The following is a 15,775-nucleotide window of genomic DNA, read 5'->3' as shown; positions in this document are numbered from 1 at the left end:
CCGTAGCAAAGACGCAAAGGTAAGAGTTTTAAAGGTTCAATTTAGGAATTTCATACCTCAATATGGCTATCAGCAACGCCAATGATTCAAACACCCCCGTGGGGTAGAAATTTAGTTAATGCAATAATATTGTCTAAAGAAAAATGCACAAAATTCTCACATTTCATAACGAAAAACTTCTTGATCAAGCACTTACCCACTGTTAGACTGAAATCAACTTGATGGGATTTTCAGGTGCAATGGCAAAATTACAGTAAATGTAGAACCAATACCCGGTTGAGAAAATAGCATAATTTCACCTTGTAACAGTTTCACTAACCGCGAAACTATTGCTAAACCTAAACCAGTGCTATCAGGAAGGTGGTAATTTTGATTATTGCAACGAAAATAGGGTTCAAAAATATGCTTCTGGTCTTCTGATTTAATTCCAATACCTGTATCAGCAACGACAAATTTCCACTTTTGATTATCTAAGACATGATAAGTAATCTGAATACCTCCTGATTCTGTATAGCGAATCGCATTACTAACAAGATTTGTGAGAATTTGTTGTAATTGAAATGGGTCTGTGATTATTTTTTGGGGATATTGCTCACAATTTACGACAAGGGATAAATCTTTTTCAGACGCTAAAGGATCTAACATTTTACAAACATTATCAATAATTTCACAGACATCAACTGATGTCAGTTGAAGTTTGATTTTTCCGGCTTCATACTGTGATAATTCTAGTAAATCATTAATTAAATGTAACAAATGTCTACCATTCCGTAATACTCTTTCAATATGTTCGATGTTGGTATAATTATCTTTTACTTTGGTTTGGCGATGTTGACGCAAAAATAAATCGGAATAACCAATAATGGAAGCTAGAGGTTGTTTTAAATCATGAGCTAGGAGAGAGAGATTTTCTTGATTAGCATTAATTAAACGAGTTAGTTCTTGATTATGTAATGCCAAAGTATTATGTAGATGTTCTAATTCTCGTAACCGTTCATCAACATAACTATGGAAACACCGAGCGATCGCTTCATCAATTACAACATTAATTAATCGCATAGCCCGAATAATATCTGTAGGACTTCCTTGCAATAAATCTGCTTGGATAGTGTCAAATATTACCGTTCTTAAATGATGATATTCCCTAGCAATTTCTACGGGGTTAAAGCCTTGTGTAGCTCTAATTACTCCATGATGCCAACTGGCGCTTACTATTGATTTTAAATCATTATTCTGAGATCCTGAAAGTACCGTCACCATTGCTTTCAAAACGTATGGAATATGATTTTTAATCGCACCGTATGATAAAATATCAGTACGTTCAATTTGATGATCTTGACGAACAGCTGTCACCCATCTATCTATGATGGTATCAGTTTTATCAGCCAGGAGTTGACTAAAATCCATTTTATTAAATTCAGTTAATTTGATCTTTATATGCAATCAGTTTAACGAATGTAAGTTTTATAGCACAAATTATTTTCATCTCCCAATTATAATTTTATCAATAGCATTATTACTAACATCATGACTGTGTAATAAGTTTTTGTTTATCCTTATTCACTAGCAATCTGCTGTATTTCATAAATCAAATATAGCGGTATGCACTCTTTGTGAGATACAGTCAGCCAATCATAAAGCCTGTAGGGGCGCAGGGTCTGCGCTCTCGATTGTATTGCATCAAGGGCGATAACTATATAATGAACTGAGTAAGAATACCCACTTCAATTTATCAGAATTAAAGTTAATTCCTATATAACAACTATCAATAGTATGATTTTTATAAATATAAAAACAGATATCTTAATGTCAATTGCATTTATAGTTATTCATAATTTTGAAATATCTTAAAATTAACCTCAGTCTGGGCAACTGGCATCAAATATCAATAACATAAGGATAATAATTTGTGAATAAGATTTTGCTGAAGATTCGGAAAAAAATTTTAAGAAAAATTGATACACATCCATATACAAAACATCAAGCTGATTGTTTTTATCAAAAAGCTATAGAAAAAAATATTCACAATCTTCCTCCTATTCCACCAAAAGACCTTGATTTAGTGGAGAGACTTAAAAAAGAAGGAGTTGTAATTACTACTTTGGAAAAATTGAAAATTACATCTACACCTGAGATGATTGAATCAGCCCAAAAGTTGATTCCACAAATATCACAACATATATTTTTTCAACCCAATCAAATTGTTACTCATGCTAGTCCTCAACAAATAATGGCATATCCGAAAATTTTTCTATGGGGACTAGAACAACGTTTACTTAATATCATCGAACATTTTATTGGTTTACCAGTAGCTTATCAAGGTGCATATTTTCGCCGAGATATTGCCAATGGCATAGAAGTAGGTTCAAGATTATGGCATATAGATCAAGAAGACCGAAAAATTTTAAAGATAATTATTTACTTACATGATGTTAGTGAAGATCATGGACCTTTTCAATATATTCCTAAGCCTTTCACATCAAAAATCGCTCAGTGTTTAAAATATACATCTGGCTACATTCAAGACAAAATTATGCAAGGAGTTATATCATCATCAATTTATAAATCATGCACCGGCATTGCTGGTACAGTCATCATTGCTGATACAGCTAATATTTTTCATAGAGGTAAACCACCTATTATTTCCGACCGATTTACGATCTTTTTTGATTACACTACTAGAAGACATAAACAAGTATTGTATGGTACACCTACTCTTGCGTACAATGATTTACGTCTCCTGAGCAAAAATCTTTCAGAAGCACAAAAAAAATGTATTTTTTGGTAATTGAAAATTTATAATTTCATTGGTTCTGTCAATCTTTCTAAGACTATTGCTAACACCTGAGTATTTGTTAACATTAAAGGATGTAAAATCACAGGTAAAACTATTTCTTTCCCAATCCCCAGTTGCGAACTTGTTGCTGGTAGAATCATCAAATCATAAGGTGTCCATATAGATGTAAAATTTAATTGTTTTAACATCTGAACATCAGAATTTAAATCTTCTAGAAAAAGACTATGAGGACGCATTTGTAGACATCCAGGTAGCCATGAACCATAAGCAACTATAGTTCCTTTATGGGGTGAAGAAATAGTAATAAATCGCTGTACTCTTTTTATTCCCCCCAAACGTTGAATATAATAACGGCTGACAATACCACCCATACTAAAACCAACTAAATTAAGTGGTTGTTCAGATGCAAAAGTATTATCTATATAATCAGCTACCTGCTGTCCTAATTTATCTAGAACTTCTACACCATTATTAGGAAATAAATCCAATGTATGCACAGATAACCCGCGTTGTCTGAGGTAAAACGCCATTTTATTAAAAACTGCCCCAGTGTCGTTAATACCATGCACTAATAAAACGGGATTTTGCTGTGTTGTTGTCATAATTTTATTTTCTCATTATTGTTAATAATCTAACTCAGCAATATTAGGGGCGTATTGCAATACGCCTCTACAGACGAAGAGTAATTATTAAGATTTGTTAAGTAAGTTCTCAGAATTTTATAGTTATAATAAAATTTAATAATTAATTTGCATTATCTACCAGTTGCGATCGCTGACATAAAAAGCCTGAAAATACTTTCTGTGTATTCATTTTGGCTTCTTCATTGAAAGATATTATGTCTCATGACTGACAACAAATAGCGCAATCAAATGTAATATTACACCGTGATTTTTAACAATTTCGGTCTTCTTCCAGATTATTCAAACCAGGAGCATTTTTTTATGGGCTTTATCAAAAATCTCATTGCGGGTATTGTGGGTTTTATTACTGGATTGTTTAGCAAAAAAGATAATAGCTACTATCTGGAACTAAAAGAAGAAGCAAATGTTGCTCAAGCGCCAGTACCAGCAGCAGCACCAGCAGAAAAATCTGCACCAACAGCAGCACCAGTAGAAGTCAAAGCTGCACCAGCAGCAGCAAAAGTCACTAAGGCTGAACCTGTGAAAGTATCAGTACCAAAGGAAACTAATTTTGCAACCAAGTATCTGATTCCTACTAATAACAATGTTCGTCGTCGTCCTGGGGTGAATATGAATAGCTTTTTAGATATGGCCCGTCAGGTTAAAACTCCCGGATAAGTTTTTGATTAAACATCAAACAAATCCTGTAGGGGCGCAGGGTCTGCGCCCTCGATTGTATTGCATCAAGGGCGATAACCGCTATAGAGCGTCTCTATATAATTTTTTACCAGTATACAATGGTGTAAATAAAACAAAGCAATCATTAACAATTTTCAAGAAGCTTGTGTAAGAATTTTTAATTCCGCCCTGCGGTACTAGATGTTTGCAAAGAAGCATTTTTAGTAAAAATAATTCCACTATATAGATGAAAAGCTGTATCCCAATTACTTTTTTCTCTCCGAAAAAGATTAATATGAGATGGAATTTGCTTTAGGGTTTCTGTTTGGTCAATAACTGTTTGTGCAAAAGGCGTAAAATCTGACCAAAGATTAACTTGAGGTAACTGTTGCTCAACCCAATTCATCAAATTATTCCAATTAATTCTAATTGTATTTTGGTTAGATTGGGGGCTAATTTCTAAACCTCGCTGAAATTCATAGCCTTGATCATAAATTCGCAAAATACTCCTTCTTGTTGATAGGTGTAAATCACAAAATTGAGCATAATCTTGAGTTTTAGTCTTGCGTTCTAGTTTACCTCTAGCATTAATATCTACAACTTGTTCAAAAACTGGTAACATTCCCACAACTCTAGCCGTAATTTCTGATAAATCAAAGGTCATAGAACCAACTTGATTTGCTTCATTTTGACAAACTACTTTGATTTGAGATTTGTCTAGTGATAAATATTTAACTTGAAATACTTGAATTTCTTGAATCTGAGGAATTTTCACCCAAAAACAGGGAATACCGGATTGCTGTAATTGCGTTCCATAAAATGCTAATTCTCCCACTTTACCTATGCGGTAAACTCGCCAATTCTGGCTAGGTAATATCATTCTGGCTGTGTAAGCGTCTATCTGCATGATTTGAGCGAAATTAAGGGCAGCATTCGCTTTTAGTTCATTATTAATCGGTTCTAAAACTAATATTCCCAGTTCGTTTTTATCTGGTGCGGCTGTAGCTTTAGCGATCGCTCTTTGTTTTTCCTCTTGCTTAATTTCCTCTAATCGCTGTAAACCTTGACGGGCTTGAGAAATGATTTTACTATGAGTTGTTAATCGTAGTAATTGGCGATATAATTTTTCTGCATCTTGTACTTGATGAGAAACTTCCTGTAACCTAGCAAAATACAGTTGTACCCACGGATTTTCCGGTGATTCTACCAGCATTTGTTGGATTAATTTAGCTGCTGTTTCATAATCTTTACATTCAAAAGCGGCACTAATTTGATTAAGCATATAAGTAAAACTTAAATAGGGTTGGGAAATCTTGAATATTAGTCCGCGCAGGCGGACTTTGTTTGTGTAGTAGCGACTTCTAGTCGCCTTTGCAAACACCCTCTAATAACAATATTTTCCGTTGCTGTCAGGTTTAGCCTTTTCCTTGGCGGTTCGCATTGCACCTAAAATAGTGGAAACAAAAACACAACGCTTGACTTTTCCACCAGACTTACTAGATAAGGTGATTCGTCCGAATGGAGGTTTCACACTACCCATATAATCAAAGGGAACTCGTCTCACGTCATTAGACAATTGTAGTGTTGATTCTGCATCCAATTGCACACTAGCATCTAAATTATGCCAATTAGCATCAGATGGATTAATTGTAGCCGGATGAACAGCTAATTGGAGAACATTATTTTGTTCTCTAAAACTAGCGTGCCAACTTAACTTTTCTTTTCTGGCTTGACTTTGGGCTTGACGCATAGCTTGATAAACTTGGCCTTGAGCAACATTCAATTGACGAGTATTAATAAAAGCTGACCAGCTTGGTGCGACTATTGCTGATAATATACCACTCATAAAAACGACTACTAACATTTCGAGCATGGTAAAACCACCGCTAGAAATATTGCATCTCTTTGTTAACTTAACTAAAGACAATAAATTAGCTTTGCTATTCATATTGATTGTGACTTGGTGAATTCTGATTTAAGGATGTTTTCTATAATTCCGGTTTAGCAAAGGAGGGTAAATCATGATAATCAAGATTTTTGATGCTAATTTGGCGATGAATATAATCCTGTTCATAGTTAAAGATTCATACATCATATAATGATATAAAAATCTAATCCCTGGCAGTGCTTTTTGACGGGACAGAGGCTTTTGTAATGCTTTACAAGTTAGATATTTATACAAGTTTGCTAGACTTGAATTTAAATTAAAATTCTGTTTTGGTGGTCTGAATTGATAAGCCTTATCAATGACTAATAAGCAAGATTTTTCTTGTCTGTCTAGATTAGTAGAAACGGAATTTTTACTAATTCTATATAGTATTTGTACAGATGGGACACAAACAAATTCAAACTTTGCAGCTAATCTTAACCACATATCCCAATCTTGAGCCGCAGTCAGTGATTCATCAAAGCCAGCTAGGGATATTAAAGATTCTCTCTTAATTAAAGGATTAGAGCCGTTTTCTAAAAAATTAGTGGCTAACAACTTATCATAAACATCACCTTTAACCGTAATTCGTCCACCTGAACCTAAAAATTCATCGTTTTCATCAATATAATCAGTCCAACTATAAGCAACTGCTATTTGGGGATTTTCTTCTAAAGCTTTTAACTGACTTGCAAGTTTATCAGCCGTCCAAATATCATCCGCATCTAAAAAGCTGACAAATTCTCCAACTGCATATTTTAAACCCCGATTCCGACTAACATTACCTCCAGCATTTTCAAAAGAAAATACTTTGATTCGTGAGTCATGAATCTGTGAAATTATCTTTAAAGTTGAGTCTTCTGAGCCATCGTTAATGATGATTAATTCCCAGTCAGTGAAAGTTTGATTGATAACAGATTCAACTGTTTTTGTAATGGTTTTTTCACAGTTATAAGCTGGTATAACTACAGAAATTTTAGGTTCTCTACCTTGATAATTTTCAATCATTTTCTGAGCCTTGATTATCTATAAAATCTTTTCATGTAAAGCTGGCAAGAGTAAAAAGGACTGAGCATACTTGCCTTGTAAAATTCCATTTCAAACATAATAATTAAATCGCTATTTATTTTCCCTCGGTACTTAATGATATGCCTTAATAAACGACGTAAACTACCTAAAACAGTGTAAACAAAAACTTTAGGTATTTGCCATTTCTTGGTATTAATTAAGACTAGCTGGAAAGTAGGTAAACCACAGCCACGAGCTATATTTAATAAGTAATTTTTTTCTAATCTCCACTGGGGAATTTGATGATATGTGTGCATGGTAGGGTTATACCAAATTTCCCAACCTGCTTTATGTATGTAAAGTAGTGGTTCATAATCGTCACCTTGGACTAAGATACCAGGTAATTTTCCACTCAGAATAGGTTTTTTGGGAACATTTTCACACCATACTTGTTTACGGATAACTAAAGCAGCAGCAGGAGGAAGCCTTAAATTATCCCCATCAAATATATAGGGTTTATTACCATGTTCTCTAATTGCCAAAAAAGCCTGAATTCTCTTAAAATTTTCTGGAGGACTAACTTCAAAAGCTCCATGAATTTGCCCACTCCAAGCACCTGCTTGTGGGTAATCAATGCCAAATTTATAAGCCGCCGCCAACCAATCTACATCAGGTAAGTTATCATCATCTAAAAAGGCAATAATATTACCTGTAGCTTCATTTACGGCTCGCAATCGGGCAAAAGCTGCTCCCTGTTGAGGTTCTAAAAAGTAACGCAAGTCTATATTATTGCTATTAGCAGTTTTTATGTATTTGGCAACAACTTCCGATGTTTGATCAGAACTATTATTATCAATAACAATAATTTCCCATTTGACGTTCTCTAACCCTGTCTGATTCAAAAGTAAATCTAAAACCAGAGGTAAACGTTTTTCACCATTATAGGTAGGAATTGCTACTGTAATATCTAAAATGTGATTTTTATCATTCATAGTTTCAAGTATTTTAATTAGGTTGGCGTTAAAAATTGTCGTTATAACAAGGAAGAAGAAGGAAATTTTGGGGTATTTTACTTTTATTCACAAATTTTGATGTTCTAACTTCCACCTACGTAATTCTAGATTATTTACTTCTTCAGATAGCCATTTTTCCACAGATAAAACGGGCTAACTAAACTACTAATATACAATTGCATTTCGCAAGCAGCGACTAAATCTGTTTTTATCTTGGTTCTATATTTAATTAAATGTAAGCCAAGCTTTCGCAGATCATTAACTAAATAAGCTATTAACCAAAATGGTTTAGTAATCGGTTTAATATTCACCATTCTAGTAACATAACGACTTAATCCAATACCTTGGAAAAAAGGAATTAAATATTCTCTACTTAACCGAGCTTTAGGGATTTGATGATAAACTTCCATATCGGAGTTATACCAAATTTCCCACCCAGATTTTTGAATATAAGATACCATTTCTATATCTTCACCAGCGAGCATATTCCCAGCAACTCTACCAATTAAAATTGGTTGACTGGGGACACTTTCTAAATAAGCTTGACGACGAATAACTAATCCAGCCGACGGAGGAAGTATTTTTTTCTGTGGTTGATAAAGTAGTGGTAAATTTCCTCGTTCTGTAATCGCTAAAAATGGCGCTATTCGTTTAAAGTTAGGTGTTGGTTCTACTTCCCAATTGGGATGGATTTGGCTACCATAAGCCCCTGCTTGGGGATGCTGTTGACTGAAATTATAAGCTGCTGCAACCCAAGTAGAATTAGGATAATTATCATCATCGAGAAACCCGATAAGTTCACTTTTGGCTTCTACTATGGCTTTTTTTCTAGCATAAGCTGCTCCCTGCTGGGGTTCAACACAGTAATACAGTGGATAGGGACATTGCCAATTTTCTTGATAGCTTTGAACAAGTTTAGCTGTATTGTCTATGCTGTTGTTATCAACAACTATAATCGCCCAAGAAAAATGTTCTGTGTTAATCTGATTTTTTAGCCGTTCTAGTAATTCCGGTAAACGGTGTTCACCGTTGTAGGTAGGAATAGCAATGATCAAATCAAGACAATTATTCATGAAACTATGTTTATAGGAATTTTGTCTGGTGTGTTTTTAGCCAAGGCGGACAGTATGCAATACATAGCTAAATATCGCACCCAACATATATATAATGCTATATAGGCTACTCTTTAATATACCGTTTATTTACGGATTTTTGATATTTTGCGGATACGAATTCAATTATTTACAGCTTGCATCCTTCTCGGTTCGCATTCCCCCAATCAAACCTTCAATGATCACACAGCGTTTTAAATCACCTGCTGCGTCACCTGTGGCTTGGGGTATGGCTACCATGACTTTTAAAGGTTCATTAATGACACTATTATCAGCTTTATTTGCTAAAGCACCTAGATAATCAAAAGTTATTGTCCCTTCTCCCTTTGCGGTTGTAACTATATCACTAGGAGTTGCAGTTGTGGTATTATAAGCTGTTAGAGATGTAAGATTGGTATATATAAAAACTTGTCTGGCTTTTAGTTCTAGGGTATCACCTAAAGGATTCCAACCTGTAGTCGGCGCAGGTTTAAGAGTAGTAGGAGCATAGTTATAAACTATGTATTCAGGAATATCATTGTTAACTCGAAAACTGACGCTGTAACTGAGTTTCTTATTTTTAGCTTCTGTCTGTGCTTGTCTGACAGCAGAGAGCAGTCCGTCACTAGCTTTATTTAAGCGTTGTCTGTTGACAAATCCTAACCAACCGGGAGCAGCGATCGCTGATAAAATACCAATAATCAACGCCACTGAAATCATTTCTATCAATGTAAAACCAGCATTCTGATCAATGTATCGTTTACTGTAACCTTGTAATAACTTAATCCGTCGGTTTGCAATTTTATAATTAGTAGCCATTAGTTTTTCTCCCACTTAAAATATTTATTGATACAAGAATCCTCGTCCTTGGACTCTCACACTGGTTGTAGGAAAATAAGTTTTATTATCTTCATCATACTTGATTTTCGCTGCATCATTCTCCATCCGAGCCATAGCATTACCACGGATAAATACCTGTGCAGTTGTGTTGTCTCTATCTACGCAAACATAAAAACCTGTCATACTTGTTGGTTTCACTGCTGACCATGTGATTTCAGGTGTTGTGTCTGTTTTGTCGAGAGGAGGAGGACAAGTAGCTGCTGGTGGTGAATCTGTGGTTTGATCTACATAGTCAATCAGCACTGTAGCATCAGTCGTATAAGCTTCAGATGATTTCTTCCATTTATTCATCCCTTCCGCTAAACTATCAGATCCCTCAAAATAACCATTAAAGGCAGCAAAACCTGGATTGCGACAACCCGGCTCATTATTTCCTGTACAAACAGGACTATCAGTAGCTACACCATCTTTAATTTGCCATCTACTAATACGAGCAGCTTTTGACCAAGTAGTGCTTTCAGAATTATCTATATAGTAAGCAACTAAAGAGTATACAAAAGTGTCATCTTTTTCTGTTCCTGTTGCTGGTGAAATGACATTACTAACTAATTCCCGTTTCCAAAAAACCAATATGGGCGTTTTATCATCATCATCTGGGTAACGCAATTGAGATTTTATCGCTTTAATCCCATCATCATCATAGATATAAATAGCCTGTTGTACATCACGAGAAATATAATTGAGAGCAGTTTGAATTTCTTGCTCAGAGTTGGCCTTAACTTGTTCATTTCTGTCTGTAGTCATGACACTAATCATGAAACCTAACAACGGTGTAATGATTAAAAACGCAATTAATAAAGCTACCAATAATTCAATCAGAGTAAAACCACCAGCTTTATGAATGATTTTGGAGCTTTTAATCTGACTCCTGAGTATAAATTTAAGTGTCTTCAACATTGGATTTTCCTCTTTTCAATAGATACACCACCAGCAGATTTCCAGTTTTTTTACTTTACATAAACCATAAGTTCGTAGTTAGGACTTTAGTCCTAAATCATGTTGGGTTGAAGTATGTCAACCCAACTTAAAAAGCAATTTATTGACAAGGTTGATATTCTTTTGTACCATCTTCCTTATTTATTACTACCATGCCCAGACGGGAACATAAAGCCTGAAACGTAGTATTTCTATTGCCAATATCAACTGTTCTTTCTACTGCTGGAGCTTGTTTATTTCCTAGAGTTCCTGTAATGGGTGATTCTACGGTTTTAATATCATCTTTACTAGCTTTGAGAGTTTTACTAAAATCAACATCACCTCGATAAACCCGAAGTCCTAAACGATAACCGTCATTTGGGTTACTATCTTTAACTATTATTTGAGCAGCTTGAATATAAAACTCTTCAAATGGATTTGTAGACTCTGTTTTACACTTCTCATTACTTACTAGGCAAATAGTTCCATCTGTTTTTAAGAAATACAAGTTAACTTTTGGATCAGTTTTACTTACAGGAATTGGCATTTTGTCTGTGTCAATTAAAGAGTCTGCCAGGTCTCGAGGAACTTCTTTAGTTGGTGGATCTAATTCAAATTTTATACTGGGCGCTTCAATTGAACCAGTTTTCACACCATCAACAAAAGTATTTGCAGCTTGAGTTGCTTTTTCTATCCGCCGAGATTGAACCCGGATAGCTGTTGACATAACCAAAACCGGGGCTATAGATGCCAAGAGAATGGCAACTACAACTATGCCCATGAGTGATTCAATAATCGTAAAACCAGAATCACTAGAAGATCGAATTGGTGGTTGTAGTTTGCGTTTCATCATTGTGTATCACCTGCTTTTTACTATGAAGGGCAGTTAGAAGGACGTTGATTATCATCTATGGCTTTATTATTGTCACTAGCTTTTTTAGCACATAACAAAGTCTGAACCCATTTGTCATCTCTGCCAACTTCCCGCACATATTCATCGGGTAAATCAGGTGGTGTGAGTACCAGTTTGCTGGCAAATAAGTCAGGAGATTGAGACAGTAACGCTACATCATAACCCCACTGTCTGTTAGGAGGAAGATAACCAGTACCTTTACCATTATTAATCTCAATGGCATATTCAAGAGCATTTGTAGTGGTTAAAGCTGTAGTAAATGAACCTGTGGCATAGGCACTCTTTTTCACCTGCATAAAAGCTCCACTAATCTTGGTTTTGAATTTGCCCTCTACAGATTGCCAGTTTTCTTGAAACCGCACAAAGTTATGTAAACCACCATTATCTTCATTAGAACGGGCTGGGCTATCACCGGCAGCAACAATTAAGTTGAAAGTAGTATCAGCTAATACTGGTTGTAACCATCGCCGCGTATCTACACCACTAGTACCATTACTATTAAGGGTCGTATTATTATCTGTTGTATCCCCAGGTTTAAGAAATGGTTTCTGAATCTGTAGTATGGGTGCAGCAAGAGATGTAATGTTGTTACTGCCATCAAAATTCGGCTTTAACCAAGGCATTGATACACCATTAGGAGGTGGCATTAAATCTGGTCCAGGATTGCCAAAATCAAAAATTTGCACTTTTCCAGACTTATTCACACCTAATACTTTTAGAGGGTTTAGAGGTACACCAGTGGCTAAATCGCGAACAAAGGCTATTCTTCGAGGTGCAGCATCATCAAAACATTTGGGTCCTTTATTATTTTCACTACCAAACGAGTCGGGATCATCAAAAAGGTATCCTGTTTTAATCATAAACTACACCATTATTAGATAGGGCTATACCAGTTTGGGGATTTGTATCTGTAGGTGTAGGTGGTGTTGTTACACCAGTATTATAAGTAATAGTTTTCCCCGCAAATGTAGGTTTGTTTTTAGCATAAATGCTATTAGTAGGAACATAATAACTACTTACACAAGCTATAGGCTGGGGATTTGTGGGATCATAGCCAGCAGATTTGTAGTGATAAACCGCCGTGGCTCGCATTTTCAGATATGGCGTGTTAGCTACAGCATCAGTAGTATCGTTAACATCCGGCCACCTATATGTAATACCCGCAATAGTTTGAGCATTAGTTCCCATGTATGCGTACATCCAATATGGCTTATCAGTTCTGCCTAGTGGTGGTGTTGGTCGAGTAGATGATGCTGTTATTACACCAGTTCTTGGATCAAAATTGGGTGGTAGCTGACGAAATGGTGCTGTACCCGGAACTGGCATTGTATCTGGCCAGATTGTTGTAGGAGAGGTGCTAAAACTACTACTAGTAGGAGTCTTATCAATCGGTAAATAAACCCCTGCACCTGTAACAACACGCAAACCACCAACTGGTTCTGTGGGGTCACTGGGTACTTTAGCTGCATCTAATTCCCACTCTCCGTCTCTATCTGTACTTCCGACATCAGCCAAAGTCTGTACTAAAGATTTTCGAGTCCGAACTTCATCTGTTCCAGTGGGTAAGTCCCATTTAACACCGCTAATTTCTTGAGTATCTTCAAGCCCTGAACCGACAAACTGCTCTTTAGTCTTATCCCACCACAGTTCCGGAAGATTGTTACCGACTAAAACTCTGTCACCTACTTTTCCTTCTTTACCACTATTTTTTTTCAGTTCTGTTGGTTCTGTGGCTTCTGGCTCTAAGGATGATCCGCCAATATTAAGTGTTAGTTTGGTGTAGTTAGTCCCTGTTTTGCCATCAGTTGGGTCTGTGGGATAAATCCATATATCATTAGGACGGAGAGTATCAGGATCACCGTTCTCAGTTTGCAATAATGGGCTAGGATTTGTTTCTGTAACACCAAAAGCAACTTCTGTATAAGGTACACGGCGGGTACGAATCTTAAAATAACGTGTCAGGTTTTCCCGCCGATATTTATCAAATTCTGCTGTTGTAAAACTTGCTAACCCTAAATCTGTCTTTTTCTTCTCAATTCCGTCTTTAACTTCTTGTGGGTCACTATCTATACCATTTGCCATTTGAGCAGCAACTAGAGTATTGATGCGTCTCGCATAGGCTAGGTTGTTATAGGCTGTGACATTAGGAGCATTGGTGTTTGATTGTATCCAAGAACTGGTAGAAACAGCAGTAGTTTTCCCTTGGTATAAATCAACGGTTGCTGAACCTGTCTGGCTGGTATTTGTAAAACCACCACGTCCTGTATTACCACCAACGATGATTTTCGCGTTTTTAGCATCATAAAAACAAGATGACCTACTACTAACTTGATAGAACTTGATTGCTCCACCATTAGTATTAGAAGTAATAAAATTGCTGTTGGTGAAAACTGCACCGTTCAAATTAAAGGCTGCTCCAGGAGTCAGTGCGATATCATCTTCATAAATAACAGCGGTGTTATTTGGGGGTATTTGAATTCTGTCTTGTTGATACTCTACTGCGGCAAAACCACTGCCACCTTTATAGGTTTCATAATTAGTACCAGGAGGAGTACCTGTGATTGGCACTGTAGCTGTATAAACAAAAAAGGATTTCTTTAGTTCATTATCTTGTCTCACCCAACCCGTATTACCGACTAAACTGGCGCTGGTAGTACCACCACAATTAGCATCCGCTGTCCCTGTAGACATTGGTGGAGTTCTGGCTTCTAAGGGATTTCTAGCCCGTTGATATTTACTAACAGGTTGACCATTTACCGTAACATTAACGACTGGAGGAGTTCTAAATAAAATTCCATAGAGGGTATAGCTATCGAATTTCCCATTGTTGTCAGTATCAACAGGAAATCGCCATGCTGTTTTTACGGTTTCGTCTTTATTTAATGCTATTGGTGTATCGTCAGTTGGTTCTTGGATATTACTCTCACCATTAAACTCAAACTCTAGTTTGAGCTTAGTTTCATCACCAAAGGTATATTTGTCTATATTTTTAATGAGAGTGTTATACAGCGCATCATCTGTTGGTGTAGCCCGTGGTAAGGATCTATCCTGAAAGAGTTTAGCGATTTTGGCTCTACCTCGATCAATTGCTGGGGTAGCAGCACTCAGAACAGCTTCATTAACGCGAACGTTACTGGCATTTTTTGCCCGGTCAAAAGAACGTAACATGATCGCAGTGGTCAGTAATATCACCACTACTGATACCATGGCTACTGTTGGCAATACGAAACCTGCGGTTGCTGTTGTTTGTCTTTTCTGAGTACCAAAAACAGCCCTCAGTAACCAAATAAGTTGTTTTTTGGTGTTAGCTAGGAATCGCCGGATAAACCTGCTGGAGATTCTCGTAATTATTTTTAATGGCTGACGTTTTCGAGACATAGTTGCTTCCCCGTCAAGTAATTGGAGTGAATATTTTCTGGTTATGATTACTAATAATCCTGACTGCCGAATTTAAAGCAGAACTTTATAATAGAGGTCGTTGGTAAACTGAAATACACTGAGACTGATTGTGTGTGAGTATTTCGGTTATAACATTGTTGATAACCAAACTCTAAACTGGAAAATACTGAATTTTTTGATTTGTGCAACTGTAAATACTATCTTCACCTGGATATTGATGGTGTATTTACTGGGTTGAGGTGTTGCTTCTCGTTCATTGTATAAAGTTTTTATAAAGATAGCATTTTTATACTACCCACTTTTTATAGAAAAAATATCACTTGTCAAAATAAAGATATACACAAGTCAAATCGGCGGTTAGAAACCGCGTCTAAACTAGTTAGGGAAATTGTCTGAATCAGGATTTACAGGATTTAAGGATGAACAGGATTAAGAGGTTATTTGAAAACTTTTTCTTATAGGATATAACACCCGCATATCCCCGTAAATCCCCCTTTTTAAGGGAGATTTT

General features: G+C 36.1%; 14 protein-coding genes. 2 read left to right on the top strand and 12 right to left on the bottom strand.

What is annotated here, in order from left to right:
• Window positions 1-213: 213 nt before the first annotated feature.
• A complete protein-coding gene (locus tag FJR38_RS17895) occupies window positions 214-1,407 on the bottom strand; it encodes a HAMP domain-containing sensor histidine kinase (RefSeq protein ID WP_168538535.1) in 1,194 nt (397 codons plus the stop codon).
• A 502-nt stretch (window positions 1,408-1,909) separates the two neighbouring features.
• On the opposite strand from FJR38_RS17895, the gene FJR38_RS17890 reads away from it, so the two are divergent.
• On the top strand, window positions 1,910-2,788 hold the full coding sequence (locus tag FJR38_RS17890; RefSeq protein WP_168538533.1) for a 2OG-Fe(II) oxygenase: 879 nt from the start codon (window positions 1,910-1,912) through the stop codon (window positions 2,786-2,788).
• 8 nt (window positions 2,789-2,796) lie between these two features.
• Here FJR38_RS17890 and FJR38_RS17885 read toward each other — a convergent pair whose 3' ends face one another.
• On the bottom strand, window positions 2,797-3,399 hold the full coding sequence (locus FJR38_RS17885; RefSeq protein WP_168538531.1) for a triacylglycerol lipase: 603 nt from the start codon (window positions 3,397-3,399) through the stop codon (window positions 2,797-2,799).
• A gap of 342 nt (window positions 3,400-3,741) precedes the next feature.
• Between FJR38_RS17885 and FJR38_RS17880 the strand changes: the two genes are divergently transcribed.
• Window positions 3,742-4,098: a hypothetical protein gene (locus FJR38_RS17880; RefSeq protein WP_168538529.1), complete on the top strand. Its 357-nt coding sequence runs from the start codon at window positions 3,742-3,744 to the stop codon at window positions 4,096-4,098.
• 178 nt (window positions 4,099-4,276) lie between these two features.
• On the opposite strand, the gene FJR38_RS17875 is transcribed toward FJR38_RS17880, so the two are convergent.
• From FJR38_RS17875 to hpsA, 10 genes are all read right to left on the bottom strand, one after another.
• Window positions 4,277-5,380, bottom strand: coding sequence for a tetratricopeptide repeat protein (locus tag FJR38_RS17875; protein WP_168538527.1), 1,104 nt, complete (start codon window positions 5,378-5,380; stop codon window positions 4,277-4,279).
• Between the two features lie 102 nt (window positions 5,381-5,482).
• Window positions 5,483-6,046 (bottom strand): type II secretion system protein, encoded by a 564-nt coding sequence (locus FJR38_RS17870; protein WP_168491525.1) that lies wholly within the window; start codon window positions 6,044-6,046, stop codon window positions 5,483-5,485.
• A 27-nt stretch (window positions 6,047-6,073) separates the two neighbouring features.
• Complete coding sequence (locus tag FJR38_RS17865; protein WP_168538525.1) at window positions 6,074-7,033, bottom strand: glycosyltransferase; 960 nt, start codon at window positions 7,031-7,033, stop codon at window positions 6,074-6,076.
• 14 nt (window positions 7,034-7,047) lie between these two features.
• Window positions 7,048-8,025: a hormogonium polysaccharide biosynthesis glycosyltransferase HpsE gene (hpsE, locus tag FJR38_RS17860; RefSeq protein ID WP_168491521.1), complete on the bottom strand. Its 978-nt coding sequence runs from the start codon at window positions 8,023-8,025 to the stop codon at window positions 7,048-7,050.
• Between the two features lie 134 nt (window positions 8,026-8,159).
• Complete coding sequence (hpsE, locus tag FJR38_RS17855) at window positions 8,160-9,119, bottom strand: hormogonium polysaccharide biosynthesis glycosyltransferase HpsE (RefSeq protein WP_168491519.1); 960 nt, start codon at window positions 9,117-9,119, stop codon at window positions 8,160-8,162.
• Between the two features lie 165 nt (window positions 9,120-9,284).
• On the bottom strand, window positions 9,285-9,956 hold the full coding sequence (locus FJR38_RS17850; protein ID WP_168538523.1) for a Tfp pilus assembly protein FimT/FimU: 672 nt from the start codon (window positions 9,954-9,956) through the stop codon (window positions 9,285-9,287).
• 24 nt (window positions 9,957-9,980) lie between these two features.
• On the bottom strand, window positions 9,981-10,934 hold the full coding sequence (gene hpsC, locus FJR38_RS17845; protein ID WP_371418235.1) for a hormogonium polysaccharide secretion pseudopilin HpsC: 954 nt from the start codon (window positions 10,932-10,934) through the stop codon (window positions 9,981-9,983).
• Window positions 10,935-11,073: 139 nt separating this feature from the next.
• Window positions 11,074-11,805 carry a hormogonium polysaccharide secretion pseudopilin HpsB gene (gene hpsB / locus FJR38_RS17840; protein ID WP_168538521.1) on the bottom strand — a complete coding sequence of 244 codons (732 nt, stop codon included), beginning with the start codon at window positions 11,803-11,805 and terminating at the stop codon, window positions 11,074-11,076.
• 20 nt (window positions 11,806-11,825) lie between these two features.
• A complete protein-coding gene (locus FJR38_RS27810; protein WP_217360033.1) occupies window positions 11,826-12,725 on the bottom strand; it encodes a hypothetical protein in 900 nt (299 codons plus the stop codon).
• A complete protein-coding gene (hpsA, locus tag FJR38_RS17835) occupies window positions 12,718-15,243 on the bottom strand; it encodes a hormogonium polysaccharide biosynthesis protein HpsA (RefSeq protein ID WP_217360032.1) in 2,526 nt (841 codons plus the stop codon). The genes FJR38_RS27810 and hpsA overlap by 8 nt, the downstream gene beginning before the upstream one ends.
• Window positions 15,244-15,775 lie beyond the last annotated feature (532 nt).

It is taken from the genome of Anabaena sp. UHCC 0253 (genome assembly GCF_009712085.1).
Taxonomy (GTDB): domain Bacteria; phylum Cyanobacteriota; class Cyanobacteriia; order Cyanobacteriales; family Nostocaceae; genus Dolichospermum.
This window is presented reverse-complemented; position numbering and strand designations above follow the sequence as displayed.

Bases quoted from the DNA above. Each gene is read 5' to 3' on its own strand.
- FJR38_RS17895 (WP_168538535.1), bottom strand. From the start codon at position 1,407: ATGGATTTTAGTCAACTCCTGGCTGATAAAACTGATACCATCATAGAT.
- FJR38_RS17885 (WP_168538531.1), bottom strand. From the start codon at position 3,399: ATGACAACAACACAGCAAAATCCCGTTTTATTAGTGCATGGTATTAAC.
- FJR38_RS17880 (WP_168538529.1), top strand. From the start codon at position 3,742: ATGGGCTTTATCAAAAATCTCATTGCGGGTATTGTGGGTTTTATTACT.
- FJR38_RS17875 (WP_168538527.1), bottom strand. From the start codon at position 5,380: ATGCTTAATCAAATTAGTGCCGCTTTTGAATGTAAAGATTATGAAACA.
- FJR38_RS17870 (WP_168491525.1), bottom strand. From the start codon at position 6,046: ATGAATAGCAAAGCTAATTTATTGTCTTTAGTTAAGTTAACAAAGAGA.
- FJR38_RS17865 (WP_168538525.1), bottom strand. From the start codon at position 7,033: ATGATTGAAAATTATCAAGGTAGAGAACCTAAAATTTCTGTAGTTATA.
- hpsE (WP_168491521.1), bottom strand. From the start codon at position 8,025: ATGAATGATAAAAATCACATTTTAGATATTACAGTAGCAATTCCTACC.
- hpsE (WP_168491519.1), bottom strand. From the start codon at position 9,119: ATGAATAATTGTCTTGATTTGATCATTGCTATTCCTACCTACAACGGT.
- FJR38_RS17850 (WP_168538523.1), bottom strand. From the start codon at position 9,956: ATGGCTACTAATTATAAAATTGCAAACCGACGGATTAAGTTATTACAA.
- hpsC (WP_371418235.1), bottom strand. From the start codon at position 10,934: ATGTTGAAGACACTTAAATTTATACTCAGGAGTCAGATTAAAAGCTCC.
- hpsB (WP_168538521.1), bottom strand. From the start codon at position 11,805: ATGATGAAACGCAAACTACAACCACCAATTCGATCTTCTAGTGATTCT.
- FJR38_RS27810 (WP_217360033.1), bottom strand. From the start codon at position 12,725: ATGATTAAAACAGGATACCTTTTTGATGATCCCGACTCGTTTGGTAGT.
- hpsA (WP_217360032.1), bottom strand. From the start codon at position 15,243: ATGTCTCGAAAACGTCAGCCATTAAAAATAATTACGAGAATCTCCAGC.